Source organism: Pseudomonas sp. SAR267 (genome assembly GCF_052077595.1).
GTDB lineage: Bacteria > Pseudomonadota > Gammaproteobacteria > Pseudomonadales > Pseudomonadaceae > Aquipseudomonas > Aquipseudomonas vlassakiae.
The window spans coordinates 388,406-413,666 of sequence record NZ_JBQIHU010000001.1; the positions used below are offsets into that span (position 1 = coordinate 388,406).

Sequence of the window (25,261 nt, forward strand, 5' to 3'; positions counted from 1 at the left end):
AGCGCCCTCCCCGGCTGGCAGCCTGGGGAGGGATGCCGCTGCGGGTCAGTGCTTTGCCTGGCTCAGCTTGCTGTACAGGTCGGTCGGGAAGGGTTTACCGTTGGCGTCGAACTGATGTTTGCGGAACTGGTAGACCTCGGCTTCGGAAAGGTAGCCGTCGTGGTTGGCATCTATGGCATCGAACTCAGCACCGGCCTTCGGCGCGACCGCCAGCAGTTCGGCGCGGGACACGCGGCCGTCATGGTCGGTGTCAGTGCGGGCGAACGAAGCATCGCCGCACTTGCCTTCACCGCATTTGCCTTCAGCCTGGGTAGCCTTGGCCCCGCTGGCGCCACACTTGCCCTCGCCGCATTTGCCTTCGGCCTGGGTGGCTTTGGCCTTGGCGCCGCTGGCACCGCACTTGCCTTCGCCGCACTTGCCCTCGCCGGCCTTTTCCGCAGCCGCCAGCTGGTAGCCTTGCGCCAGTGGCTCGACGGCAAATGCCGAGGAAGCCAGGTTGATTCCGCCCACCAGGGCGATGCTCAGCAGGCCGAGGCGGGTCTTGTTGGGGAACTGGATACGGGACATGGTGTTTCTCCTGATAGTCGTACGGTCATGCCTCAAGGGCGAAGAGCCAGGGAACGCGAGCCGTAGGGCTTGTTCGTTCGGGCTGGTTCATTTGGCCCCAGGGATGTATCCCGGGCGTATCAGCAGAGCGAAGGTTTTGTAAGCGAATAGCGGTGGCAGATGTCTTGATACAGAGTGATACACTCAGTCGAGCTTACTACCGATCCGTAATAACCTCGAAACTCTCAAACTGTCTGATGATTTTTTGCTGATATGAAGGGTGCAGGATGTAGTCTCTTCCTTGTCCTGGGATACCTAAATGTCGACGAGTCATGAATGATGCATGACGGGGATTTAAGGTTCGTGAGGTCCACTTTAAGCGTAGGGTGGTCTCACCGCGCTTGAGGCCGGAAAACCCTACGTAGTCCTTCTCCCTGCCGCTGAGCATCTTCACCATCATTGCGTGCCCGGTGATATCAAATGGCTCGCCTCCGGCCCGTCGGCCGATCTCATGCAAGCCTTCCAGGGGTACAGGAATACTCACGGCCTTCATACCGGAGCCAATTTGGTAGGTAACGCCCTTGGGCAGCCTCTTTTCCACATCTGACCCTACATGACCCAGCTGGTTAGAGATGGCTAGATCGATGCGCTTGTCACTCACTTTCATCACACCGACAAAATGTCGTCCATTTTCCATCTTCCCAATATTTTCCAAAGCAGCTTTGCTCAACTGCCCTGAGCTACCGCCGGTAACTCCCGACATGCCATTTGCACTTGCAACTACCCTCCCTTCTCTACCAAGTATCACGGACCTGATTTTCTTCCAGCTTTGTCCTGTGGGATCAATCCTATTGATTGGATCTCCTGAGCAGTAGGCGTAGGCATTCGTTCCCCCGTATCCGAACGGGCTCAACGCATCCGGATTAAGGAATCGACGGATTCTAGCACTGTAGGCGCGTGCGCCGTTACCTAACAAATACAAATTCAGCGGACTGAGCAGCTCAGCATTGAATCCCAATAACGGTGCGTCTCCGCCGGCCGATGAACTGTGGCCGTAGGCGTCATAAATTAGCGGCCTCAATATTGCACTGTCAATCATTGCTCGCCCCATGCCGCCAAGCGTTATCAACCAATGAAGCCTAGACTACCCCGTCTACACAAAATCCATAACTGGTAATAGTGCTAGCTTTCCTGGCAAAAATATTCAGGTATCGTATCCGAATGCGCGGCGATTCCGTACACCCTTAGAAAGGGCAACATGGCCTTATGCCCTCCAGGCAAAGGTGCGATACCTATCACCAAGGGCAGTGACACCGACCACAGATGCTGACGGCCATATTGGAAAGGCTCCAACAGGGGCGATTGATGCAACTCACTTGCATGCGCATACACATCAGCTTAACGAAACCTCCGCCACTGCCGATTACGTAGTCAATCGACTGCCCAGCCATTGCCAACATCCTATATCGCTGGAAGTGAAAACTCGTGCAAAACACTTTGTTCACCTAGACGTACAATCTCATCACATTATTTGTTGGGGGTGCGATCCTATGCTCGCTATTGCATGTTGACACCAGTAAAGAGATGGATACCTCCTCAATGGTGGACGGCAGGTATTTTGCTTTTCGCGCCATATAGCGCAACGATTTATGTTAAAAATCCCAAGAAACTCGTAGAAATCAACGGCGTGCTGGACGGACTGGCATTAAACCAGCCTGGGCAGCTCGTAGAATTCAGGTCAACCGACAGCGATTGCTTGAGTGTGAAATTCAAGATTATCTACCTGCAATCAGCCGCCAAGATCATGACACTTGATACGATGCCGAGCACATGCCGAATTTACGGAAGTTTAAAAGATGCTGATTCGCTGGCCAGGATCGACAGTGAGCCACCGCCGAGGCGAAGGCCATAACGACGCTCAACTTGCTGAAACAGGCCAGTAATGCGCATCTCCCGGCAGCAGTCGGGCTGCGCAATAAGCCGTGACGATTACGCCCGTCGGCGGTCCAGCAGTCTGGCCAGGGCAAAGGTGGCTGCCACGGCCAGCACCACGGCGGCGGCAATGGCCGGCACGCTGCCCCACTGCTCGATGAAGCTGTTCACTGTCAGGTAGAACCCCAACACGCCCACGCCGCCAATGGCGTTGCCGCGCACGATCGCGCCCAATTCATGGTGCCCGCCCTGAACATGGGCGAACACCGCCAGCGGCCAGGCGATCACCGGGATCGGCGCCAGCAGGCCGCTGGCCACCGGCCCGAGCCATTCGGCGCTGGCGGTGATCGCCACCAGCAGCGCGGTGGCCGTGAGCATGCGCATCGGGATCACCCAGCGCGGCAGTTGCACCACCTTGGCAGCACCGGCCGGCGCCGGTTGCGAGGTGACGATGATGATCAGGGTGAGCAGTGCCAGGGTCACCACCACTGACAGCGCGAGCCAACCCAGGTGGCTCATCAAGGCTGCCATAGCCGCGTAAACCGCCATCGCGGCGATGCAACCGGGCAATGCACAGATCCGTCGCGTCGCCTGGTAGTAGAACAGGTACGTCGCCTGCACCGCCGCCAGGCCGGCCAACGCTCCAGGCACTGCCTGCAAGGCAAAACCAGGGCCCTGCTCGAGGCTCAGGAACAGCACGACCAAGGCTGAGGTAACCGGCAGCCCGGACAGCAGCCCGCCGATTTGCGCGCCCCAGCGCTTGGCCGCCAGCGAGATGGCCAACATGAGCGTGGGGGTGATGAGAAACTTGAGGTAGAAGGCAGTCATGGCAAGCCAGAGCATGTCGACAAGAAAAGGGGCCAGGTGCATCGGCGCCCCCATGCTAAACGATGCGCGCTGGCTTTTCGCGGTTTTCTCAGGCGACCGAATGCGCGAGTTCGGCCATCACCTCGGCCCGCGTGGTCACGTTGCCGAAGTGGTGCTTCCAGAGGTCGGTCCCCAGTTTGCCAGAGCGGTCCAGTGATGAGCCGACAGTCAGGTCAGTCACCAGTGTCGGGCAGAGCCCGGCATCGAACAGCGCAAAGCCTGCTGCCAGTACGCAGGTTTCGGTCTGCATGCCGCACACCAGCACGCGCTCCACGCCCAGTTGGCGGAGGTGGGCGATGGTCTCGGCAGTCTGGCCATAGCCATGCTTGATGAACACCTGGTCCACCTCGATCAGGCACTCGTCCTCGGCTGCCGGGTGCCAGCCGAGCTGGCGCTGGAACGGCGTTACCTGCTCATCGTGCAATTCGACCGAGGCGAACGACGGAATCCTCGCTGACAGCAGACGAATCCCGTCCACCAGCCATTCGGGGGGGCTGAAGGTGGACTGGACATCAACGATGAGCAGAACCTGCTGCATGAACGACTCCTGAATGCTCGAAACGGCCGCGGAGTATATCTGTTTGAATGGCCGCTGGTGGAACCAACCCTGCTCTGTGTATGCTGGCCACGCCCGAGCCCGATGCACCGGACGCCCCTATGCCCGTTGACCTGCAAGCACTTTACCCCAAGCTGATCCAGCTGATGCTGGACACAGTATTCGTGGTCGACCGGGACAACACCATCGTGTTCGTCAGCAATGCCTGTGAGGCGCTGCTCGGCTACCGCGCCGAGGAGCTGATCGGCACGCCGATCACCCGCTATATGCACCCCGAAGACCTGGAAGCCACGCGAGCTTCGATCATCCGGGTGATGAATGGCCACTCCCACAGTGACTTCCGCAACCGCTACCTGCGCAAGGACGGTGGCGTGGTGCACATCCTCTGGTCGGCCTTCTGGTCCGAAGAGGTGGGCGCGCGCATCGGCGTGGCACGCAACGTTACGGCGCTCACCCAGGCCGAGCTGGAATTGCGCTGGCTCGCCCACCACGACCCGTTGACCCGGGTGTGCAATCGCTCGCTGTTCAACGAGCGGCTGGCCAGCGCCCTGCGCCAGCAACGCCCGTTTGCGCTGCTGTTCCTCGATATCAATGATTTCAAGGGCATCAATGATGTGCACGGGCATGCCATGGGTGACCAGGTGCTGTGCACCGTCGCACGCCGCCTGGAGGACTGTGTCGGCCCGCAGGACACGGTGGCGCGCATGGGCGGCGACGAATTCACCGTGCTGCTGACCGGGCTGAGCGCAGTGGGCGCGGTAGCTGAAAAGATGGCGCAGATCCTCACCGCCATGGCCGTGCCGCTGACCAGCGGCCAGCGGCAGCTGCCCATGCCGTCCTGCAGCATCGGCGTGGCCTGCTATCCCACTGACGGCGCAGACATCGACTCGCTGCTCAACTGCGCCGATGACGACATGTACCGCAACAAGCGGCGCCGTTCCGTAACCGGGTGAGCCGGCGCCGGTAATGGCTGCCGGCCAGGCGCCCGCTGTGGCATCCTTTGCGCCCCGCAAGACCGGCCCACACAGGTATACCGCCATGACCCAAGCCACCGACCAGGCATTCTACGACCGCGCCGATGCGCACATCGACCTGGCCAACCAGCAGCTCGACACGCTCGCCGATATCGGCAAGGTCAGCGCTTCGATGACCTTCGCCGCCAGCCGCTTCAGTGCCTGGCTCAGCGCCCGCAACTTCAAGTCCGGCGCCGAAATGGCCGCCGCTCGCGAAGAAATCCTGAAGTACTTCAGCGAGCAATACCGGATGATGCTGGAAGACAACGTCGACGAGTACATCGAGCAGTTCGACCGTTACGTGCTGGGCAAGCAAAGTTGAGCTTCAGACCCTGAACCGCCCCACCAGCGCCGTCATCTCCCCTACCAGCCCTGACAACGCCTGGCTGGCCTCGCTGGTCTGCTGTGCACCCGCCGCCGACTGGCTCGACAGCTCGCGGATGTTCAGCAGGTTGCGATCCACCTCACGCGCCACCTGCGCCTGCTCTTCGGCCGCACTGGCGATCACCAGGTTGCGCTCGTTGATCTCGCCAATGGCACTGTAGATCCCCTCCAGCACCTGGCCTGAAGCCAGGGTGACGTCGAGTGTCGACTGCGCCCGGCTGGTGCTGGCCTGCATCGAGGCGACCGCCGCCTCGGTCCCCTGCTGCACGCGGCCGATCATCTGCTCGATTTCCTGGGTCGAGGCCTGGGTACGGTAGGCGAGCGTGCGCACCTCATCGGCCACCACCGCAAAACCGCGCCCGGCATCCCCGGCGCGGGCCGCCTCGATGGCTGCGTTGAGTGCCAGCAGGTTGGTCTGCTCGGACACCGAACGGATCACCTCGAGCACCTTGCCGATATCGCGCACCTGCCCCACCAGCTGCTCGAGATGGCCGCTACTGGTCTGGATCTCGCGGGTCATGGCCTGGGTGCCATCGATGTTGTCGCTGACCTGCTGACGGCTTTTCTCCGCCAGCTGATTGGATTCATGGGTCGCCTGGGAGGTTGTCACGGCATTGCGTGCAACCTCTTCCACGGCCGTGGTCATTTCGGTGACGGCGGTGGCCGCCTGTTCCAACTCCTGGCCCTGCTGGCGCAGGTTGTTGGCGCTTTGCTCGGTGACGGCATTCAACGCTTGCGCCGCATCGGCCAACTGCCGGGTGCAACTGCTGATCTTGCCCAAGGTATCGCGCTGGCTCTGCTGCATACGCTCCAGTTCATTGAACAGCTGGCCGATCTCGTTGCGTTGCTGAGCCTGCACCGGCACGCTCAGGTCACCACTGGCAATGCGCTGGAAGTGCTGGCCCGCTTCACGCAACGGGTGCAGCACACGCTGGGCGATGAAGGCCCAGCACAGGCCGGCAAGCAACAATGTCACCGCCAGCAACCCCAGGCTCAGCTGTTGCGCACGCTCCAGGCGACGGTCGGATTCCTGCATGATCTGCTGCCCGCGTTCGGTCAAGGCTGCAACCAGTTGCTGGCGCAGCGCCTGCAGCCGGCCCATGGCATTGCCGGCGTCGGTATTGACCCTGAAATACTGCTCCAGCGAGCGTTGCCGGGTAGCTTCGCGCTGCCCGTCCACCGCCTTGGCGTACTCGGCGAAGGTGGCTTGCAGCTCGCTGGCCACTGCGTGCAGCGCCGGCTCGCGCGTGTTTTCGACGAACTCGTCGACCAGCTTCTGGCTCTTGTCGTTCAGCTCGACCGACATCGCCATGCGTTTGTTCGCACTCTCGTCGTGGCCACCCAGCTGCTCGATGAAGCCCGAAGACACGTTGGCACTGGAGCGGATCGCCATCAGCAGGGCATTGTTCAGCCGGTCCGACTGGTGCGCGGTCTGATCCAGTTCGGTGATCTGCTCGTCGCTGCCCAGCGCCGCCCGCCAGGCACTGACGGTGGAAAACAACAAGGTCAGGCTGAACAACAACAGCACCCAGAACATTCCGGTACGGATCTTCAGGTCGGCAAACATGCGTGCGGTACTCCTTTTGTGCTGGTTGACGCCACTTCTGGTCGAGGTTTCGACGGTGGGTCAGCAGCTATCGGAGTCTGCGCCGCAGGCTTGAGCGCGCCCACACGGCTTGTGTTCGGTAACCGAACAGATGTTGCGTGCCGTGCGCTTCGGCCTAGGGCTTCACCGCCGGCACCGCATTGCCAGGCCCGAGCCGTTCGGCATGACGCAACAGGCGCCCGGCGTTGGTCAGCACCAACAGCGTACTGAGGTTGTGCAGCAGCGCGGCGATCATCGCACCCGCTGCACCCAGCAGGCCGAACGCGGCGGCCACCACAATCGCCAAGGTTCAACTCAGGCCGATCAGGGCTTACAGATGTATGCCGCGAGGCGTGCAGCGCTTAGGTGATCGAGCGCCGGAACTGCCACGGCGAACACCTCCCGGCCGCCCCCAAAACAACCTGCTCAGACGCTGCGCGTCACGCCACCATCAACCCTGATGTTCTGCCCGGTGATATAGGCAGCGCCATCGCTGGCGAGGAAGGCGATGGTGGCGGCGATCTCCTCGCTGGTACCGTAGCGCTTGAGCGGTACGCTGTCGCGGCGCTGCTCGGTGGCCGGCAGGCTGTCGATCCAGCCGGGGAGCACATTGTTCATGCGCACATTATCCCCGGCGTAATGGTCGGCGAAGATCTTGGTGAAGGCGGCCAGGCCTGAACGGAACACAGCCGAAGTAGGAAACAGATCAACCGGCTCGAACGCCCAGGCGGTGGAGATGTTGATGATTACCCCGCCCTGCTGTTTTTGCATATGAGGCGTCACCAGCCGCGTCGGGCGGATGACATTGAGCAGGTAGGTGTCCATGCCCTTGTGCCAGTCCTCGTCGCTGATTTCCAGGATGGGAGCGCGCGGGCCGTGGCCGGCGCTGTTGACCAGCACGTCGATGCGCCCCCATTGCTCGACCACGGCCTCTACCAGGCGCTGCAGGTCCTCGACCGACTGGTTGCTGCCAGTGACGCCAATGCCGCCAAGCTCGGCGGCCAGCGCCTCGCCCTTGCCCGATGAGGACAAAATGCCAACCTTGAACCCGTCAGCGGCCAGACGACGTGCCGCTGCTGCGCCCATGCCGCTGCCACCGGCGGTGATGATTGCCACTTTTTCTACAGACATGTTGCCTCCTGGGGTGATGGAACCGTGCAGTTGCGAGTCCATTACACTAGCAGTCACCCACTGGCCGAGGGAGGCAGCCAAGGTTTGCGCATGCAGTAGATTAACTATCGTCTACCTGGCTTTTCAGCCACGCTCTGACAAAGCCCAGCGCTGGCGCCTCCTGCGCCTTGCGTGGCCAGACCAGGTAGAAGGCCTTGTCCAGCCGCAGCTGCAGAGCCAACACCTGTTGCAGCCTGCCTGCAGCGATGTCGTCCTTGACGAAGGCATGGCTGGCGAGTGCTACACCCTGCCCGCCGATGGCAGCATCGATGGCCAGCGATGTCTGGTTGAAACGCACACTCTTGGCCGTCGGCTTCGGATGCGCAGGGAACAAGGCGGCGGTGAACTGCGGCCAGAAGTTGTGCCCATCGTGCAACGCGACATATCGCTGCAAGGCGGCAAAGCTGTCTGGCCTGCCCATCTCAGCCACCAGTGCCGGGCTCGCCACCGCGACGATGCGCTGCTCCATCAGCAGCTCAGCGTTCAGCCCGCCAGCGAACGGCGGCTGCCCGTAGCGCACGGCGATGTCGACGCCATCGGTATGGAAGTGTGCGAGGCGTTCGCTGGCCAGCAGGCGCAGATCGATGTCGGGGTAGGCCTCGGCGAAGTGGCCGAGCCTTGGAATCAGCCACTTCGAAGCAAAGGTAGGCGTCACGCTGACCGTGAGCTGGGAAGGCACCGGGCGCAGCAGCCGGGTGGCTTCGTCGATCATGCCCAAGGCACTGCGGATACTCGCTGCATAGCCACGCCCGGCATCGGTCAGCCTGACACCCCGTGGCAGGCGCTCGAACAGGCGTACCTGCAGGCTGGCTTCCAACCCGCGCACCTGCTGGGCGACAGCCGCCTGGGTCACGCCCAGCTCCTCGGCGGCGAGGCGGAAGTTCAACTGACGCGCCACCACTTCGAACACACGCAGCGCATTGAGTGACGGCAACCCGGGAAAACCAGCAGGCATGGGAATGGAATTTCTATCGGCGAAGGTCTACCGAGGCTACCGCCGTCAGCTCGGGTTTGGAAGCGGTGCCAGTCGATCATTCATCGCAAAGGCCCCGACCAGGGGGTATCCTGCCCCCGAGGCTGGGGTCAGGGTTTGCTGCGCCAATAAAGGGTGAGCGCCACCGCATCCACGGCCAGCACGATCATCACCACGAGGAACATGAAGCAGTGGTCTTCCACGAGCATTGGCGTATCCCCCGCCTGGTCAGCTTTAAAGCATTGCCAGCAATTCCTGTTCCATGGCGCTCAACGGGAGATGCGAATGTTTTCATCTGAACGGCTGAAAGGTCTCGACGTCTTTGTCGCGGTCGCTGACCTGGGCAGTTTCACTGCCGCGGCCGAGCGGCTGAACCTCACCGGATCGGCTGTGAGCAAGAGTGTCGCGCGCCTGGAGGAACGCCTTGGGGTACGGCTGTTCAACCGTACCACCCGCACCTTGGCGCTGACCGAGGCGGGTATCACGTTCTACCGCACCTGTACGTCGGTCCTGGCCGACCTGGAGCAGGTCGAGCATGCGCTCAGCGCCGAGGGCGACGAGCCTCACGGCAAGGTGCGGATAGACTTGCCAGCCTCGTATGGCCGGTTGCATGTGCTGCCGCTGATCCTGGATTTCATCCACCAGCATCCGTTGCTGCGACCGCACATCTCGTTTACCGACCGCTTTATCGACCCGCAGCACGAAGGCATCGACATCGTCGTGCGCATCGGCGGCGCGGATGCCTGGCCAGCCAGCCTTGGCCATCAGTATTTCGGCGCCCAGCGCCTGATCTTTTGCGCCTCACCCGGCTACCTTGCACAGCACGGTACCCCGCAAAGCGAAGGTGATCTCGATCAGCATCACTGCGTCGGCTATGGGCACGGCGACGGTCAGGTCAGCCCGTGGTTTTTCAAAGGCCGGCAGCCGGGAGAGATGGAGCGGCGTACACTGCAGGCACGCATCGCAGTCGGCGATGGCGAGGGTGAAGTGGCCGCTGTGCTCGCCGGGCATGGCATTGGCCAGCTGCCGACCTGGCTGACCCAACGGCACCTCGACCAAGGCACGCTGGTCGAGGTGCTGCCAGAACTGGCAACGGACGGCCTGCCCATGAACCTGGTCTGGCTGAAAAGCCGCGAGAACCAGCCCAAGGTCCGCGCACTGCTGGACTACTTGCTGCCGCGGCTGACGCCCCACGGCAGCCGGGCCGGCGACAGCTGACTGCCCTGCCCTAGCGCTCAGGCGCCAGATTGCGAATGGCCAACGCCAGCAACAGCGCCAGCACCGCAACGGCAGCAGCCACGTAGCCGAGGTAGCCAATACCCAGGTTCGCCACGGTCATGCCACCGACGATGGCCCCCACACCGATACCGGCGTTGGCCGCCGAGACATTACTGGTGCCCGCCAGCGCCTGTGCGTGGTTGACCGAACGCATGACCCGTACCTGGCTGACCGGGTAAAGCGCCGTGTTGGCGATGCCCCACAGCCCAAGCGCAACACAGAACAGCCAGCCGTCTTGAGCCAGCGGAACGGCCGCGGCCATGCCCAGCGCAAGCAGCACGAGAAAGCCGAGGGTGGCTTTGATCGGCGACTGGTCGACTGCCTTGCCACCCATCCAGTTACCCACCAGGCCAATGGCGCCAAAGCCCATCATCCACCAGCCCACATCGGCAGGTGCCACGCCCGCGACACGCTCGAGGATGTCGGCCAGGTAGGTGTAGGCGATGAACATGGCACTGAACACCACCACCGAAAGCAGTACGTTGGCCAGGAAACGCGGCTCCCTGAAAATCCGTGCCTGCTGGAGGAAATCCACCTTGGCCATGCGCGCCACGCTCGGCATGTAGATCCACATGGCCACAGCCATGAGCAACGACAGCCCGGCGAGCAGCCAGAAAGCCCCTCTCCAGCCGACCGCACTGGCCGCCACGGTACCTAGCGGAATGCCCAGCAACATGGCCGCCGAAATCCCCAGGTACACCCTTGAAATAGCCTGCCCCGCCCGCTGCGGCCCGGCCAGTTGCCCGGCTGTCTCGCTGGCTGTGCCCCAGAACACCGGCAAAGCCAAGGCAGGCACGACACGGGCCACGGCAAGCAGCCAGAAGCTGCTTGAAGCGGCGGCCACCGCGTTGGCCGCGGCGAACAGCAGCAAGATGCCGATGAACAGTTTTTTCCGTGGCAGGTGCGACAGCGCAGCCGTCAGCGGCGGACCGGACACCATCACTGTGAAGGCGAATAGCGTCACCAGTTGCCCGGCCACGGCAATCGAAATGTTCAGGTCCCTGGCCAGCGCGGGAAGCAGCCCTACGATGAGGAATTCGGTGGTAACGATGAGAAAGGCGGAAAAGGCCAGGATCGCGATGCTGATTCCTGCGTTTCTGGAAGTGGAAGCAACCTGTGCGGTTGGTTCGTAAACGGACATTGGGAAGCTCCTGTTAATGGCCTCCCAGTTTATTCATTCCCAAATAATCAATTATTGGCAAATGATCACATGAAAATGGAATCAGATTCATCAATGGAGCAGTGACTGACCAGTAAGCTGCACTCAACCTGAGGCGCAGGTCCAGGGCGACAAGCGGGCAGATGGCTGGCCATTGGCATTTGGCAAATGGCTACTACACTGCATTTGCCCACGAATAATGTAGGGCCTTAGCGTCTGATGATTACAAGGAGAGAATCATGCCCGCCAGCTCCAGCCTCACGTGCAATTTCAGTATCTCCAGCAGCCTCGACCTGGGTGTCTCGTTCGCCAGCGACAATGGCGGCGCCAGCTACGGTGGCCAGATCAGTATCTTCACCCCAGCCACTGCCGGCCCTGTCACCACTGGCCTGTGGGACAGTGATGGCAATGTGTTCTTCACCCTGTACCTGACGGACAACCCCGAGATCAACTGCGTGATCAACTCCGGGTCTCAGCCAGGCACCTGGGAGCCTTACATCGTTGTGGCTCAGGCTGCTGGCCTCAACTGTGAAATCGGCAGCCCGCAAGGGAGTGGCGAGAACCGCTACGACTACACGCTGAGCGTGTCCCTTGCCGGCAACCTTCAGCAGAAGCCTACGTGACCGCCCGGGTCACGCCGATGATCTAGCCACGCGCCAACAGTACGCACGTCACCTGGCCTGAAGGGCTGACGCCCCTCGCCCGCTGGCGCGGTTTCCGTGTGCACGGGCATTTGCCGGCCGTGCACTGCGGCGCGTTCGTTCGCATGTTGTCAGGGAGAATCCGCACATGTACCAGCAACAGGTCAACCATCCGGCCAACCTTGGCGCCGAGCCCTTGGCTACCGAGGTTTACGAGGCGATGTTCGAAGTCTTCGAGCAGATATCGAGTTTCTGGGGCAACCTGCCCGCCCCGCAGCAGTACAAGTCCAGGTTGTTCGTGTTCATGGACAACCGCATCCGGTTGCACCCTGAGTACCGCAGCATCTACACCCAGGCCAGACAGACCCTGGACGCGCTGATCGCCGAAGTGGGCAAGGCGCAGGCCTACAAGACCCTGTTCACCGACCCCGCTGCCAACCAGAGCCCGCCGGAAACACCACTGGCCTTGGCCAGGCAAAAGGTCTCCAACGAGTTCATCGCCTTCCAGGTCTCGCAAGGGGGCTTCAAAGCCTTCACCGGTGCAGTGAATTACCTGAGCTTCATCGCCGGCGCATTCATCCCCGGTGAACCCGCGCCCTACAGAACCACCGAGGAGTCGCCACGATGAACACGGACGTACTGATCATAGGGTCGGGGGTTGCCGCCGCCGCGCTGGCCAGCCGCCTGCTGCAGGATGACCCGCAGCGCGACATCCTGATCATCGAAGCCGGTACCCGGGTCAAGATGCAGGACCAGGCGCTGTGGGACGACTTCATGGTCTCGGGCAACGCCTACGCGAAACTGCCTTACTACAAGTACAACGATCTTGATTATCCGGAGCGCGATGCTCCCGGCGAAAACCGCAATGTCGGCGCGACGGTGGTGCCACTGGCCGGTGCCAGAGTGATGACCTACGGCGGCTCGACCATCCACTGGGGCGGCTGGTCGTTTCGCCTCAAAGCCGAAGACTTCAGGCTCAAAAGCAATACCGGCCAGGGCGCCGACTGGCCGCTGGACTACGCCGAACTGGAACCTTACTACCACCAGGCCGAGTGCTACATCGGGGTGTCAGGCGATTCCAGCGACCAGGACCCGCCTCGCTCGGCGGACTACCCCTTCCCCGCCTTTCCCTACACCCTTGAAGACCAGCCTGCCCACCAGGCTATGACGGCGCTGGGGATGAGCACCGCTCACGTGCCGATCGCGCGCCACGGCAGTACCGACACCACCTCGCGCCATGCCCCCTGCAAGACCACTGGCACGTGCAAGTACTGCCCATTTGGCGCGCGCTATGCCGCCCCTAACTACCTGAACGATATGCTCGACTGGGGCAACTTCCCCAACCTGCGGGTGCTCGACAACTGCGTTGTCGAAGAGGTGCTGATGGCCTCGAAGCAGCGCGCCAGCGGTGTTGCCTGCCTGGACAAGATGAGCGGCCAACGGCTGACCATCGATGCCTGCACGGTCATCGTTGCCGGCGGTGCCATCGAGTCGCCCAAGTTGCTGCTGCGCTCGCGCTCGGCTTACTGGCCCAACGGGGTCGGCAATGACCACGACCTGGTTGGCCGCTACTTCATCACCCACCCCTACTTCATCTTCACCGCCACGGTAGACCACAACCCGCAGCGCCTGCAGCCGGAAATGGACTTCCCGACGCTGTGCAGCCGCTATTTCGACAGCCCGCAGGAGCAGGCCAAGGGCAAGTTCATCCTGATCAACCCGCCCAGCACGTACACCAGCCTCGTCAACGGCAAGACCCTGAGCATCGCGCAGATGATGCAGCGCGGCATGCTCCGCGCCGACATCGATGCTGCAGTGCGCGGGCCTGCGCAAGTGCAGATCCACGGCATGCTCGAGATCCCCAGCGAATACCACAATCGGGTGACCAACCTCGACATCCGCAACCGTATCGGCCTGCCGGAAACCATCGTCGACTACTCCCAGTCGCCGGCCTTCAACACCCGCATCCAGGAGATTGGCGACCACATTGCCAAGATTTTCGAAGGCATGGGTGCCACGCCAGCCGGCCCGCCATCGATCTCCTGGCGAGCCGACCACTCAGCCTGCACCTGTCGCATGGCGGACAGCGCGCAAGACGGGGTGATCGACAAGCACCTCAAGCTGTTCGGTGTCGACAACCTGTACGTTTGCTCCAACGCTGCGTTCCCCAACACCGGCGCGGTCAACCCGACGCTGACCCTGACCGCCCTTGCGCTGCGGCTGGGCGAACACCTGGCTGCGGCGCGCAAGCCCTGACAATGGAGGTCACCCATGAAGACGCTGGAACAAGAAAAGAGCGAGCTGAGCCAATGGCTACACACGGCCATGGGCATCGAACTGTCGACCATCCCCCTCTACATGACGGCACTGATCAGCATCAAGCCCGGCAGGAACCGGGTTGCAGCAAACCTGATACGCAGCGTGATGATGGAAGAGATGCTGCACCTGTCGCTCGCCGGCAACCTGCTCTCGGCCATCGGTGGCCGCGTGCAGTTCAGCGAACAGAACGTGCCATCGTTCCCGTTGACCCTGAAGTTCCAGGGCAAGCAGTTCAGAGAACGTGAATTCGAGGCCAACCTCGGCCCGTTCAGTGCAGCCAGCATCGAGGTCTTCACCGAGATCGAACTGCCCGAAGGCTGGGGCCAGCCACCGCAACTGCAGGCCATGCAGGAAATCGACGTGCCCGGCTACACCATCGGTGAGTTCTATGATGCCCTGGCCCATAAGCTGGCAGCCCTGTGCGAGGTCTACGGCGAACGGGCCGTCTTCAGCGGCAATCCACAGCACCAACTGGGACTGAACTACTATTGGGGCGGCGGCGGCAAGCCGATCGTGATCACCAGCCTGGCATTGGCTCGGGAAGCGATCGAGGTGATCGTCACCCAGGGCGAAGGCACTCGCGGCGCGGTGTATGACGTTGACAGCTATTTCAGTCAGCCCGAGGAAGTCGCGCATTTCTTCCGCTTTCGCGAAATCCAGTTCGCCCGCCATTACCGACCCGGGGACGACCCACGACAGCCCCCCACGGGCGCGGCATTCGAGGTGGACTACCTTGAGGTGTACCCAATCAAGGCCAACCCAAAAGCGACGGACTATCTGGGCGACCCGGAGATGGCGGCACTCAACGAGCAGTTCAATCGCCTTTACTCGCTGATGCTGTATCAGATCGCCGAAGCGCTCAACGGCGCCTCCGGTGCCATGTATACGGCCATCCTCAACAGCATGCACGACATGACCGGCACCGCCCTGCAGATGGTCGCCACGCCGATTGCCAACGACCCCGACGGGCACCATGGTGCGCCCACTTTCGAATGGGTGCCGCCGGCGATTTAAGCCCCGCGCAACACCAGGAGTGCCGCCTTGAGGGCGGCACTCGCTTTTCAGCTGAGCCTCAGCGGGCCTTGCCTGCGACCGTCACCGCTGCAGACTGGCGAGCCTTCTGCGCGGCCTGGATCAACTGGTAGTTGCGATTGCGCAGGGCGGTGTTGCCGCCAACCCGCTGGTTGGAACGCACCGCCAGCACTTCGGCCTGGTCATACTGCCCCTGCTCCAGGCGCAGCACGCCCAGATAGTGCAGCGTGGCCGGGTTGCCCGGCTGGATCTGCAGGGCGCGCTCCAGCGTGGCGGCGGCCTGGTCCAGCTTGCCTTCTTCATACTGCCGCGAAGCGCGCTCGATCAGCTGGGTCGAGGCGTTGTTGCTGCGTGCCGGTGCCGAGTATGAACCTGCCTGCACGCCTTGGCAGGCAACGGTGCTGAACAACAGGAACAGTGCTGACAGCAGGCGCTGGCTTGGCATGGGGGTGGGCACTCGAAGAGGCGTCAGGTGAATTTGGCGAGAGGCTACAGACCGGGCCCGCAGCCTGAAGTTCCCGAGGTACAATGCGCGTCTTACGCTGCACATCAGAGATGGACATGAACCGCCAGAAGAAAATCAAACAGCTGCTCAAGGCCCACCAGAAGAAGGCCAATGCCAAGCTGGCGCCCAAGAGCAACAAGCCCAGGTACATCAGCAAGGCCGACCGGCTGAAGCTGGATGCCGAGGCACAGGCCGCTGCCGGCGTCGATACCCCTGCCGTGCAAGCCTGAACCCAGGCAAGTGCCGGCAGAGCAATCACGGCCAGGCACGACAAGGGCTGATCGGCAGATGCCAGTGCTCACCGCACTTCCAGATACTCCGTACGGTGACTGACATACAGCCCAGCCCCGCCTACGCCAGCCCTCACTTGTCTAGGAGCATCAGCATGCAGATACGAATCGTGGAATTTGCCGAAACCCGTGTGGCGGCACTCGAACACCATGGCGCACCCGGCCTGCTGGGTGAAAGCGTCGAACGCTTTCGCCAATGGCGCCTGCACAGCGGTCAGTCGCCGGTAGCCCATAGCCGCACCTTCGGCATTGCGTACAACAACCCTGACACCATCCCTGAAAAAGACTTTCGCTTCGCAATCTGTGGCGAAATATCCGAATCCATACGACCCAATACCTGCAGCGTGCAGGAGCGGGTCATCCCTGCTGGACGATGTGCCGTCATTCGCCATGCAGGCTCACCTGACTACATCGGTGAAACCCTCTACCCGCTTTACCGCGACTGGCTACCCTCCAGCAACGAACAGCTGCGCGACCATCCGTTGTTTTTCCATTACCTGAGTGTCTACCCCGAGACACCGCTGGATCAGTGGCAAACGGATGTCTACGTGCCGTTGAAGTAGGCGACATGCAGCGCAAAGAAATGCCGGCGACACGACCAAAGCGTACTGCGCTGGCCATGGTTGATGCTGTTGTTGATGGCCATCAACGTGGCAGGCCCCGGGCTGGCGATGGCGATGGCGATTGCAGCGACCAGGGTGAAGGCAAGAAGCGAGTGGGTATCCATACGGCAAGTTCACGAACGTTGCCAAGCCTGCATCTTACACAAGTCCAGCGGTTTCAGTCGTTGCCCTGGCGCTTGGCGTTCTTCTTGCTGATGGCCTTCATTCGCGTGGCCGCGCGTTGCACGGTGGCCATCTTCTCCGGGCGCTTCATGCCACGCCACTTGCGGATTTCTTCACGGGTGCGGCCGCAGCTCACGCACAACTCGCTGTTGAGCTGGCAAAGCGCGACGCAGGGGTTTTCGATGTCTTTGGCCATGGCGGGCTCCGGTTGCGGGCGCGAATCATACCGTGTGCATCACAGACTGCCGCAACCTGCGGAAAAAATCCTCCGCGTCGGCCAGCTTGTGGGCTAAGACAATTTTCACATCCGCTTCACCAACGGGCCACAAAGCCGAGGATAAGGTGCAGCCAGCCTTGTCCCCGGAGTGGCAGCATGCTGGAAAATGTAATTGCGACGCACCCGCGCCTTGTGCACCTCAAAGGCCGTAAGCTGCCTGCAGCCTGGCTGCTGGCCGTGGTGCTGGCCTTCACGGCGTTCGGCCTGTGGCATGTACTTCGTCCGCATGTCAGCAACCTGGGCAGCGCGCAGCTGATGAGCGAGCACGGCGTCTACAGCGCCTGGAACAGCGACCAGGTGATTGTCCTGATCCGTCATGCCGAACGCTGCGACCGCTCCAACCATGCCTGCCTGGGCGACCCTGCCGGCATCACGGTGGAGGGCAACCAGGCCGCGACCGCCGTTGGCGAGGGCATCCGCCACCTGGGCCTGGCCGACGCCGATATCCTCAGCAGCCCCGAGGTGCGCACCCAGCAGACGGCATCAGCCGTGTTTGGCAAAGCCATCGAAACCCAGGACTGGCTGGCACGCTGTGACAGTGCCTTTGCCAACGCTGCCCTGGCTCACAAGCGCGAGGGTCACAACCTGGTGCTGATCACCCACAGCGGCTGCATCGACCACCTCGAGCGGCAGCTGCGCGTCGCAGGCGGCGAACGGGTTGCCGGCTATGCCAGTGCACTGTTCGTCAGCAAAGACAGCAACGGCAAGGCCCACTTGCTCGGGCAACTCAACGCCAACCAATGGCAGACACTCAACAGCAGCACAGGGATGTAAGCATGCCCGTTTCTCCACGCACCGCGTTCTATGTCAACAATTTGCTATTGCCGCTGCTGCTGGCAGCAATCACGTTCCTGCTGTTCGATCTCACCGAACTGGACCGCTGGATCAGCAACCTGTTGCTCGATCCCGTCAGCGGGCAATTCCCGCTGCTGCATGACCAGTTGTTCGAAAAATTGACCCACAAATGGCCACGCGTGCTACCGAACTGGACCGGTGAGGCGGCGATCATCGGTTCGCTGCTGTCGTTCATCTGGCCGCGCCTGGCCAACCATCCCGATGCTCTGATCACCCGTGGCCTGAATGCCGCCAGAATCAGCCCGGTGCTGCGTTTCACCCACCGTCATCGCCGCGACTTTCTGTTCGTGGTGGTGGCATTTGCCCTGTGCACCACCGTCATCCATTACCTGAAAAGCCACACCAGTGTGTATTGCCCGGTGGAAACTACCCTCTACGGTGGCCCAGAGGCGCGCGTGGAGTGGTACGAGCAGTTCAGCTGGTTCAGCAAGGCCGGTGAAGGCCGTTGCTGGCCGGGCGGCCATGCGTCCAGCGGTTTCACCCTGCTGGCACTGTACTTCGTGGCGCTGCGTTACCGCTGGCAGCATGCACGCAAGCTGCTGGTGGCCATCCTGCTGATCGGCTTCGTCTACGGCACCACCCGCGTGCTGCAGGGCTGGCACTACATGTCGCATACCTTCTGGGCCGGCATCTTCGTGTGGCTGACCACCTGGGCCACCGCCCTGGGCTTCTATGGCCGCGAGGCACTCCAGGCGCCCGCTCGGTCCCCCTCGGACAAGGCGACGGTGAACGCCTATGCTTGAGCGATGCCACTGCTCAGGATCAGCGACATGCCCAACCCCGAAGACGCCCTGCTGCACAGTTGGCAGCACAACGCCCAGGCGTGGATAGATGCGGTGCGTGGCGGCCTCATCGAGAGCCGCCGGCAGGTCACCGACCAGGCAATTTTGCTGGCGATCCTCGGCCGCCAGCCTGAGCGTGTGCTGGACCTGGGCTGCGGCGAAGGCTGGTTGCTGCGGGCGCTGGCTGATCGCGGCATAGAAGTGACTGGCGTAGATGGCGACATCGTGTTGGTCGAGGCGGCGCGGGCCTCAGGCTCGACGCCCGTGCACCAGGCCAGCTATGCGCAGCTCGCCGCAGGTGAAGTGGATATCGGCCGTGGCTACACGCTGATCTGTGCCAATTTCGCTCTGTTGCAACAAGACATCATCCCCTTGCTGGCGGCGATGAAAGCACGGCTGGCGCCCGGTGGCGTGCTGGTGATCCAGACCTTGCACCCTTGGAGCGTGGCAGACGGGGACTATCAGGACGGCTGGCGCGAGGAGTCTTTTGCCGGGTTTGCCGGGGACTGGCAGCCGATGCCGTGGTACTTCCGGACCCTGGCCAGCTGGCTGAATGCCCTGGACATGGCCGGGTTCCGCTTGCTGAGCCTGCAGGAGCCGCAGCATCCGCAGAGCCCGCTGCCGCAGTCATTGCTGATGATTGCCGAGTAGCCCGATCCCACGCTTTTACTCTAGGGGCGCGTCCCCCGGTTAACGCTGGGCTGTGGCCTGGTCCACGGACGGGCTCAGCTTCAGTATGCGATCACGCCCGCCTTCGGCGAGCAGGTAGCCACCCTTGCCATCGGCGATGATCGACTGCGGCGCCTTGAGGAAGGTCAGCACCACGTGCTGGGTGCCATCAGCGTCCACCCGCAACAAACGTGCGCGGTGGGTATTGTCTTCGCTGATCCACAGGCCGCGCTGATCGCACATCAGGAAGGTCGGATGGCGCAGGCCCTCTACCACCACCGGGTCCCTACCGTCCTCGGACACTGCACGAACGATGCCGGTGCCCTTCTCGGTGTACAGCAGGCGGCCGTCGGCGCAACGGGTCAGGCCCTCGGTTTCGGTCAGCCCCGAGCGCAGGACGTCAAGCTGGCCGCTGGCCCACTCATAACGCATCAGGCGCCCATTGCCCTTGCGGTCTTCGATGGCATACAGGTGATCGCCGTCGTTCCATAGCCCCTGCACACTGTCGCCGTCGAACAGGCGGGTGACCTGGCCATCGCGGGACAGGCTGACAGGCGCGTGGCCACCTTCCTGGCTGAATACCCAACCCTCCTGTGCCGCGACCATGCCGTCGGGTTTGGACAGGTTGTCGATCAGCACGACCCGATCGCCGCTGGCGCTGATCTTCAGAATGCTGCCTTTGCCGTCATCCAGCTCGCGGCTGACCAGCAGGCTGCCGTCGGCCTGGGGCAGCAGCGAAGCGGCCTTGGCCACGTCACGATGCAGCACCTCGACCCGCCAGCCACTGGCGGCCTGCACCGGGTAGAACGACTGCCAGGCGAAAAAACCCAAAGTGGCAGCCACCAGGCCGGTAGATACAGTCAGGGCAATGCGGGTGCTGCGCCGACGCAGGATGGGCATGAACGGGGCTCCTTTTGTTGGGCCCGAATCCTAGCAAGAGGATGTGAAAATTTCGTCAACGACCAGGCAATCACAAAAGGATATAAAAAGAACAAAACAATCTAACCAAATGGAATTAAAAAATTGAAAGCCAAACGCGTCCTCCTTAGGCTGGGTACACCGTTTCCCACCCTGCTCAAGGAGCGTCGACCATGCCTTTCTCCCCCTTGCGCCGCCTGCTCGTCGGCGGCCTCCTGGCGACTGTGGCCAGCAGCCTGCTGCCGTGGTCCAGCGCCTTCGCCGAAGACACCAAGACCCTGCGTATCGGTTATCAGAAATTCAACAGCATCAACATCCTCAAAGGCAGCGGCGCGTTGGAAAAGGCCCTGGCCCCCCAAGGCGTGAAGGTCAGCTGGCACGAATTCGCCGCCGGCCCGCAACTGCTCGAAGCGCTGAGCACCGGCGCCATCGACTTGGGCCACGCGGCCGACGCGCCATCGGTATTCGCCCAGGCTGCCGGCAAGCCGGTGGTCTACCTGGCCGCCGAACAACCCTACCCGCGTGGCATCGGCCTGGTGGTGCGAGAACAGGATCATCTCACCGCAGTGCAGGACCTCAAAGGCAAGCGCGTGGCCACCGGCCGCGGCTGGAACGCCCAATACCTGCTGGCGGTGGCCCTGGAACAGGCCGGCCTGAGCTATCAGGACATCACCCCAGCCTATGTCAACAACGCCGCCGATGCCGTCGCCGCCCTGCAATCGGGCAGCGTGCAAGCCGTTACCCTGTGGGACCCTTTCCTCGCTGCGGCCGAAAGCCAGCCAGGCCTGAAAAACCTGCGCGACGGCAGCGGCCTGACCAACAACCGCACCTTCTATCTGTCTACCGCCACCTTCGCCGACCAGCACCGCGCGCTGCTGAAAACCTTCTTCAGCGAGCTGGGCAAGGTCAGCCAGTGGGCCAACGCCAAGCCCGCCGAAGTGGCCGCACTGCTGGCACCGCAATTGGGCATCAGCGCCAATGTGCTGGAGGTGGCCAGCGAGCGGCGCAACTATAACGCCGTGGCCATCACCCCGCAGATCATCGCCGAGCAGCAGAAACTGGCCGATACCTTCCAGGGTCTGGGCCTGATCCCGCACAAGCTGCAGGTGGCCGATGCGATCTACCCGGCTTCCGTATTGCCGTGACCAGGGAGTGAAGGCAATGCCCCGCCACATCCGCTTCAACGCTTTCAGCATGAACGCCGCCAGCCACCAGTCCCCGGGGCTGTGGCGTCACCCGCGCAACACCAGCGTGGCGTTCAACCGCCTGGGCTACTGGACCGACCTCGCGCGCCTGCTGGAGCGCGGGTTGTTCGATGCGCTGTTCATCGCTGACGTTCTGGGCATCTACGACGTCTACCAGGGTGGCCCACAAGCCGCCCTGCGCGGTGGCGTGCAAGTGCCGGTCAACGACCCGCTGTTGCTGGTGCCGGCCATGGCCGGGGTCACCGAGCACCTGGGGTTCGGCGTCACCTTTTCGCTGACGTATGAACACCCTTATCCCTTTGCCCGGCGTATGTCCACGCTCGACCATTTGAGCAATGGCCGGGTCGGCTGGAACATCGTCACCGGCTACCTCGACAGCGCCGCGCGCAACCTGGGCCTGGCCCGGCAGCTGGGCCATGACCAGCGCTACGATCTGGCCGAGGAGTACCTGGAGGTGCTGTACAAACTCTGGGAGAAAAGCTGGGAAGACGATGCCGTAAAACAGGATCGCGAAGCTGGACGCTACATCGAACCGTCGAAGGTGCACGCCATCAACCACGCTGGCGAACACTTCCAGGTGCCCGGCATGCACCTGTGCCAGCCTTCGCCCCAGCGCACCCCGGTATTGTTCCAGGCCGGCGCCTCGGCGCGTGGCCAACAGTTCGCCGCCCGGCATGCCGAGTGCGTGTTCATCAGCGGCCCGACGCCCGCCGTGCTGCGCCGCTACGCCGACGGCATCCGCCAGGCCAGCGAGGTGACCGGGCGTGGGCGGGATGAGGTGCTGATCTATGCCCAGGCGCTGCTGATCGTCGCGCCGACCTCGCAAGAGGCCCAGGCGCGCTTTGCCGAATACCGCCGCTACGTCGACCTGGACGCCGCCCTTGCCCTGCTTTCGGGCTGGACCGGCATCGATTTCGCCGGCCTCGACCCGGATGCGCCCATCGAATACGTTGAAAACGATGCTGGCCGTGCGGCCCTGGCGGCGTTCACCGCCGCCGACCCGAACCGCCGCTGGAGCGTGCGCGAAGCCGCCGAATTCGTCGGCCTGGGCGGGCGTGGCCCGGTACTGGTCGGTTCGCCCGGCGAAATTGCCGACCAGCTGGAACACTGGCTCGACCAGACCGGCATCGACGGTTTCAACCTCACCTACGCCGTGCAACCGGACGACCTGGCCAATGTCGTCGATCTGCTGGTGCCGGAGCTGCAGCGTCGTGGCCGCTACCCGCTGAACTACACCGACGGCACCTTGCGCCACAAGTTGTTCGGCCACGGCGACCGGCTGCCCGATGGGCACGCCGGGCGTCAGGCTCGCATTCAGTAACTGAATGTCGAGTATTTCAACATTTAATTTGTGGATGATGCGGGCTGCCCCCTATGCTGTCCGCACATCCCCTGCACGCACCGGCCGGTGTGGTCCAAGGCACGGGGAGAGAACAACAAGTCGAGACTGCTCATGTCGAACCACTCCTACTTCGCCCCCCACGGTGGGCACCCAGCTCAGACCGAGCTGCTGACTGACCGTGCCATGTTCACCGAAGCCTATGCCGTCATCCCTAAAGGCGTGATGCGTGACATCGTCACCAGCCACCTGCCGTTCTGGGACAAGATGCGCATGTGGGTCATCGCCCGCCCGCTGACCGGTTTCGCCGAAACCTTCTCGCAGTACATCGTCGAAGTAGCCCCGGAAGGCGGCAGCGAGCGCCCTGAGCTGGACCCGAACGCCGAAGCCGTGGTGTTCATCGTCGAAGGCGAGCTGGACATCACCGTCGAAGGCAAGCACCACACCCTGACCCCAGGCGGCTATGCGTTCCTCGCCCCTGGCGCCGAGTGGAGCCTGCGCAACAACAGCAAGGCCAACGTCACCTTCCACTGGCTGCGCAAGCACTACCAGAAAGTCGAAGGCCTGGCCGTGCCGGAGTCGTTCGTCACCCACCGCGACAACGCCACCGTCATCGAAATGCCGGGTACCGAAGGCCGCTGGGTCACCACCCGCTTCGTCGACATGGCCGACATGCGCCACGACATGCACGTCAACATCGTCACCTTCCAGCCTGGCGGGGTGATCCCGTTCGCTGAAACCCACGTCATGGAGCACGGCCTGTACGTACTGGAAGGCAAGGCGGTATACCGCCTGAACCAGGACTGGGTCGAAGTGGAAGCCGGTGACTTCATGTGGCTGCGCGCCTTCTGCCCGCAGGCCTGCTACGCCGGCGGCCCAGGCAAGTTCAGCTACCTGCTGTACAAGGACGTCAACCGTCACGTGCACCTGACCCTCAACCCACAGCGTTGAGTTCAGGCTGATGCCGAAAGCCCGCCACCTGGCGGGCTTTCCGTTTGCCGCGCATACTGACTAGCCCTGCCCTAGCGCGGTACACGCCATGAACCGCTGCCTGATGCTTGCCCTGCTGCTTGTCTCCATTGCCAGCCTGGCGGCTGACGACTGGAAGATCGCCTACGACCGCGAAGGTATCCGCGTTTACCTGGCCGCGGCAGCTGATTCGCCCTACCAGCAGTTTCGCGGCGTCAGTACCATGAAAGCCAGTGTGCGCACGCTCACCGACCTTCAGGAAAACCTGCGGGTGGCCTGCAAGTGGCTGTATGCCTGCGAGCAGATGCGCCTGCTGCAGGTGGAAGGCGACACGACCTGGGTCTACCTGACCACCAACCTGCCATGGCCGACCCTGCCGCGCGACATCATTCTCAAGGTCCGCACCGAACGCCTGGAAGACGGCGCGCTGGTGCGCCACCTGAGCGCCGAACCGAACCGCCTGCCAGAAGAGCCGGGGTTGATCCGCGTGCAGCACCTGTCGGGCGAATGGATCATGAAGCCGCTTGGCGAACGGGAAACCGAGGTGACCTACCAGTTGCAGGCAGACCCGGCCGGGGACGTACCGGGCTGGTTGGCCAACCGGTTTGTGGTAGACGCTCCGGTGGTGACGCTGCGTACATTGCGTGCGGTAGCCGAACGCCAGCCCTGAGCGGCTCCTGGCTTACTGAACCACCCCGCAGGCCACGCGGGCACCGCCACCGCCCAGCTTCTCGGGATGGTCGCTGTGGTTATCGCCACCTGCATGCACCATCAACGCATGACCTTTGAAATCTGCAGCTTTCAGGCGTGGCGCCAACACCGGGTAGGTGGCCTTGCCGTCGGCACCGACATACAGCGCCGGCAGGTCACCCCGGTGGCCGCTGTCGTCATAGGGACCCTTGTGGGCGTTGGTGGCGTCAGGGTCCCAGTGCCCGCCTGCCGCACCCGCTGGCACCGCTTTGCCGTTTTCCTCTGCCGCTGCGCATGAACCCTTCTGATGCAGGTGGAAACCGTGTACACCCGGCGGCAGGTCCTTGAGATCCGGGGTGAGCACGGTGCCGTACTGGTTCTGCTCGATGCTGATGGTCCCGACCGACTTGCCCGGGCCATCCGTCCCGGCCAGCTTCAATTCCACCGTTTGCGCGGCCTGGGCGAGACCGGCCGAGGCCAGCAAGGCGGTGAAGATGACTGCTTTCATGTACTTTCTCCATG

The 25,261-nt window shown here is 62.6% G+C and carries 27 protein-coding genes and 3 pseudogenes; 16 read left to right on the plus strand and 14 right to left on the minus strand.

Annotated elements, in window-relative coordinates; genetic code table 11:
• Window positions 1-45 precede the first annotated feature (45 nt).
• From ACTORR_RS02115 to ACTORR_RS02130, 4 genes are all read right to left on the minus strand, one after another.
• Window positions 46-567, minus strand: coding sequence for an HvfA family oxazolone/thioamide-modified RiPP metallophore (locus ACTORR_RS02115; protein WP_262108235.1), 522 nt, complete (start codon window positions 565-567; stop codon window positions 46-48).
• 196 nt (window positions 568-763) lie between these two features.
• Window positions 764-1,645, minus strand: coding sequence for an RHS repeat-associated core domain-containing protein (locus tag ACTORR_RS02120; protein ID WP_441343526.1), 882 nt, complete (start codon window positions 1,643-1,645; stop codon window positions 764-766).
• 890 nt (window positions 1,646-2,535) lie between these two features.
• A complete protein-coding gene (locus ACTORR_RS02125; protein WP_441344116.1) occupies window positions 2,536-3,306 on the minus strand; it encodes a hypothetical protein in 771 nt (256 codons plus the stop codon).
• Between the two features lie 88 nt (window positions 3,307-3,394).
• Complete coding sequence (locus tag ACTORR_RS02130; RefSeq protein WP_313365712.1) at window positions 3,395-3,883, minus strand: cysteine hydrolase family protein; 489 nt, start codon at window positions 3,881-3,883, stop codon at window positions 3,395-3,397.
• A gap of 119 nt (window positions 3,884-4,002) precedes the next feature.
• Between ACTORR_RS02130 and ACTORR_RS02135 the strand changes: the two genes are divergently transcribed.
• Together ACTORR_RS02135 and ACTORR_RS02140 are read left to right on the plus strand one after the other, a co-directional pair.
• Window positions 4,003-4,854 carry a GGDEF domain-containing protein gene (locus ACTORR_RS02135; protein WP_099813707.1) on the plus strand — a complete coding sequence of 284 codons (852 nt, stop codon included), beginning with the start codon at window positions 4,003-4,005 and terminating at the stop codon, window positions 4,852-4,854.
• 85 nt (window positions 4,855-4,939) lie between these two features.
• Window positions 4,940-5,236, plus strand: a complete 297-nt coding sequence (locus ACTORR_RS02140) for a DUF3144 domain-containing protein (RefSeq protein ID WP_054887657.1) — start codon at window positions 4,940-4,942, stop codon at window positions 5,234-5,236.
• A gap of 3 nt (window positions 5,237-5,239) precedes the next feature.
• Here ACTORR_RS02140 and ACTORR_RS02145 read toward each other — a convergent pair whose 3' ends face one another.
• From ACTORR_RS02145 to ACTORR_RS02160, 4 genes and pseudogenes are all read right to left on the minus strand, one after another.
• The gene (locus ACTORR_RS02145; protein WP_099813631.1) at window positions 5,240-6,865 is read right to left on the minus strand and encodes a methyl-accepting chemotaxis protein; all 1,626 of its coding nucleotides are present in this window, start codon (window positions 6,863-6,865) and stop codon (window positions 5,240-5,242) included.
• Window positions 6,866-7,019: 154 nt separating this feature from the next.
• Window positions 7,020-7,193, minus strand: a pseudogene (locus ACTORR_RS02150) (hypothetical protein); the annotation flags it as partial.
• A 116-nt stretch (window positions 7,194-7,309) separates the two neighbouring features.
• Complete coding sequence (locus ACTORR_RS02155) at window positions 7,310-8,014, minus strand: SDR family oxidoreductase (RefSeq protein WP_054887660.1); 705 nt, start codon at window positions 8,012-8,014, stop codon at window positions 7,310-7,312.
• 100 nt (window positions 8,015-8,114) lie between these two features.
• Window positions 8,115-9,008, minus strand: coding sequence for a LysR substrate-binding domain-containing protein (locus tag ACTORR_RS02160; RefSeq protein WP_054887661.1), 894 nt, complete (start codon window positions 9,006-9,008; stop codon window positions 8,115-8,117).
• 303 nt (window positions 9,009-9,311) lie between these two features.
• Between ACTORR_RS02160 and ACTORR_RS02165 the strand changes: the two genes are divergently transcribed.
• Window positions 9,312-10,244 (plus strand): LysR family transcriptional regulator, encoded by a 933-nt coding sequence (locus tag ACTORR_RS02165; protein ID WP_099813629.1) that lies wholly within the window; start codon window positions 9,312-9,314, stop codon window positions 10,242-10,244.
• A gap of 10 nt (window positions 10,245-10,254) precedes the next feature.
• Here the strand turns inward: ACTORR_RS02165 and ACTORR_RS02170 are convergent, their stop codons facing one another.
• Window positions 10,255-11,445, minus strand: a complete 1,191-nt coding sequence (locus ACTORR_RS02170) for an MFS transporter (RefSeq protein ID WP_099813628.1) — start codon at window positions 11,443-11,445, stop codon at window positions 10,255-10,257.
• Between the two features lie 257 nt (window positions 11,446-11,702).
• On the opposite strand from ACTORR_RS02170, the gene ACTORR_RS02175 reads away from it, so the two are divergent.
• The 4 genes from ACTORR_RS02175 to ACTORR_RS02190 all read left to right on the plus strand — a co-directional run bounded on the left by ACTORR_RS02175 (window position 11,703) and on the right by ACTORR_RS02190 (window position 15,437).
• Complete coding sequence (locus tag ACTORR_RS02175; protein ID WP_054887664.1) at window positions 11,703-12,086, plus strand: hypothetical protein; 384 nt, start codon at window positions 11,703-11,705, stop codon at window positions 12,084-12,086.
• A 166-nt stretch (window positions 12,087-12,252) separates the two neighbouring features.
• Entirely contained in the window at window positions 12,253-12,732 is a 480-nt protein-coding gene (locus ACTORR_RS02180) for a hypothetical protein (protein WP_054887665.1), read from the plus strand.
• On the plus strand, window positions 12,729-14,360 hold the full coding sequence (locus ACTORR_RS02185; protein WP_313365767.1) for a GMC family oxidoreductase: 1,632 nt from the start codon (window positions 12,729-12,731) through the stop codon (window positions 14,358-14,360). Before ACTORR_RS02180 ends, ACTORR_RS02185 begins: the two co-directional genes overlap by 4 nt.
• A gap of 15 nt (window positions 14,361-14,375) precedes the next feature.
• Window positions 14,376-15,437, plus strand: coding sequence for a ferritin-like domain-containing protein (locus ACTORR_RS02190; protein WP_054887667.1), 1,062 nt, complete (start codon window positions 14,376-14,378; stop codon window positions 15,435-15,437).
• 58 nt (window positions 15,438-15,495) lie between these two features.
• Here the strand turns inward: ACTORR_RS02190 and ACTORR_RS02195 are convergent, their stop codons facing one another.
• Window positions 15,496-15,900 carry a tetratricopeptide repeat protein gene (locus ACTORR_RS02195; RefSeq protein WP_054887668.1) on the minus strand — a complete coding sequence of 135 codons (405 nt, stop codon included), beginning with the start codon at window positions 15,898-15,900 and terminating at the stop codon, window positions 15,496-15,498.
• 116 nt (window positions 15,901-16,016) lie between these two features.
• On the opposite strand from ACTORR_RS02195, the gene ACTORR_RS02200 reads away from it, so the two are divergent.
• Both ACTORR_RS02200 and ACTORR_RS02205 read left to right on the plus strand, forming a co-directional pair.
• Window positions 16,017-16,190, plus strand: a complete 174-nt coding sequence (locus ACTORR_RS02200; protein ID WP_082433707.1) for a DUF2986 domain-containing protein — start codon at window positions 16,017-16,019, stop codon at window positions 16,188-16,190.
• 128 nt (window positions 16,191-16,318) lie between these two features.
• Window positions 16,319-16,813, plus strand: a pseudogene (locus ACTORR_RS02205) (AraC family transcriptional regulator); the annotation flags it as partial.
• Window positions 16,814-16,845: 32 nt separating this feature from the next.
• Here the strand turns inward: ACTORR_RS02205 and ACTORR_RS02210 are convergent.
• Together ACTORR_RS02210 and ACTORR_RS02215 are read right to left on the minus strand one after the other, a co-directional pair.
• Window positions 16,846-16,977: pseudogene (locus tag ACTORR_RS02210) on the minus strand (LysE family translocator); the annotation flags it as partial.
• Between the two features lie 53 nt (window positions 16,978-17,030).
• Window positions 17,031-17,231 carry a DUF1289 domain-containing protein gene (locus ACTORR_RS02215; RefSeq protein ID WP_054887672.1) on the minus strand — a complete coding sequence of 67 codons (201 nt, stop codon included), beginning with the start codon at window positions 17,229-17,231 and terminating at the stop codon, window positions 17,031-17,033.
• Between the two features lie 177 nt (window positions 17,232-17,408).
• On the opposite strand from ACTORR_RS02215, the gene ACTORR_RS02220 reads away from it, so the two are divergent.
• The 3 genes from ACTORR_RS02220 to ACTORR_RS02230 are packed head-to-tail and all read left to right on the plus strand — an operon-like array spanning window position 17,409 to window position 19,600.
• On the plus strand, window positions 17,409-18,086 hold the full coding sequence (locus ACTORR_RS02220; RefSeq protein WP_313364472.1) for a histidine phosphatase family protein: 678 nt from the start codon (window positions 17,409-17,411) through the stop codon (window positions 18,084-18,086).
• A gap of 2 nt (window positions 18,087-18,088) precedes the next feature.
• Window positions 18,089-18,910 (plus strand): phosphatase PAP2 family protein, encoded by an 822-nt coding sequence (locus ACTORR_RS02225; RefSeq protein WP_054887674.1) that lies wholly within the window; start codon window positions 18,089-18,091, stop codon window positions 18,908-18,910.
• A gap of 27 nt (window positions 18,911-18,937) precedes the next feature.
• On the plus strand, window positions 18,938-19,600 hold the full coding sequence (locus tag ACTORR_RS02230) for a class I SAM-dependent methyltransferase (protein WP_099813622.1): 663 nt from the start codon (window positions 18,938-18,940) through the stop codon (window positions 19,598-19,600).
• A 39-nt stretch (window positions 19,601-19,639) separates the two neighbouring features.
• On the opposite strand, the gene ACTORR_RS02235 is transcribed toward ACTORR_RS02230, so the two are convergent.
• Window positions 19,640-20,518 (minus strand): hypothetical protein, encoded by an 879-nt coding sequence (locus tag ACTORR_RS02235; protein WP_054887675.1) that lies wholly within the window; start codon window positions 20,516-20,518, stop codon window positions 19,640-19,642.
• A 191-nt stretch (window positions 20,519-20,709) separates the two neighbouring features.
• Here ACTORR_RS02235 and ACTORR_RS02240 point away from each other — a divergent pair, with 191 nt between their 5' ends.
• The 4 genes from ACTORR_RS02240 to ACTORR_RS02255 all read left to right on the plus strand — a co-directional run bounded on the left by ACTORR_RS02240 (window position 20,710) and on the right by ACTORR_RS02255 (window position 24,719).
• Window positions 20,710-21,681: an aliphatic sulfonate ABC transporter substrate-binding protein gene (locus ACTORR_RS02240; RefSeq protein ID WP_099813621.1), complete on the plus strand. Its 972-nt coding sequence runs from the start codon at window positions 20,710-20,712 to the stop codon at window positions 21,679-21,681.
• A 16-nt stretch (window positions 21,682-21,697) separates the two neighbouring features.
• The gene (locus ACTORR_RS02245) at window positions 21,698-23,062 is read left to right on the plus strand and encodes an LLM class flavin-dependent oxidoreductase (protein WP_313364471.1); all 1,365 of its coding nucleotides are present in this window, start codon (window positions 21,698-21,700) and stop codon (window positions 23,060-23,062) included.
• Window positions 23,063-23,194: 132 nt separating this feature from the next.
• Window positions 23,195-24,031, plus strand: a complete 837-nt coding sequence (locus tag ACTORR_RS02250) for a bifunctional allantoicase/(S)-ureidoglycine aminohydrolase (RefSeq protein ID WP_027918838.1) — start codon at window positions 23,195-23,197, stop codon at window positions 24,029-24,031.
• Window positions 24,032-24,119: 88 nt separating this feature from the next.
• Complete coding sequence (locus ACTORR_RS02255; protein ID WP_313364469.1) at window positions 24,120-24,719, plus strand: START domain-containing protein; 600 nt, start codon at window positions 24,120-24,122, stop codon at window positions 24,717-24,719.
• A 12-nt stretch (window positions 24,720-24,731) separates the two neighbouring features.
• On the opposite strand, the gene sodC is transcribed toward ACTORR_RS02255, so the two are convergent.
• Window positions 24,732-25,247, minus strand: coding sequence for a superoxide dismutase family protein (gene sodC, locus ACTORR_RS02260; protein WP_054887679.1), 516 nt, complete (start codon window positions 25,245-25,247; stop codon window positions 24,732-24,734).
• Window positions 25,248-25,261 lie beyond the last annotated feature (14 nt).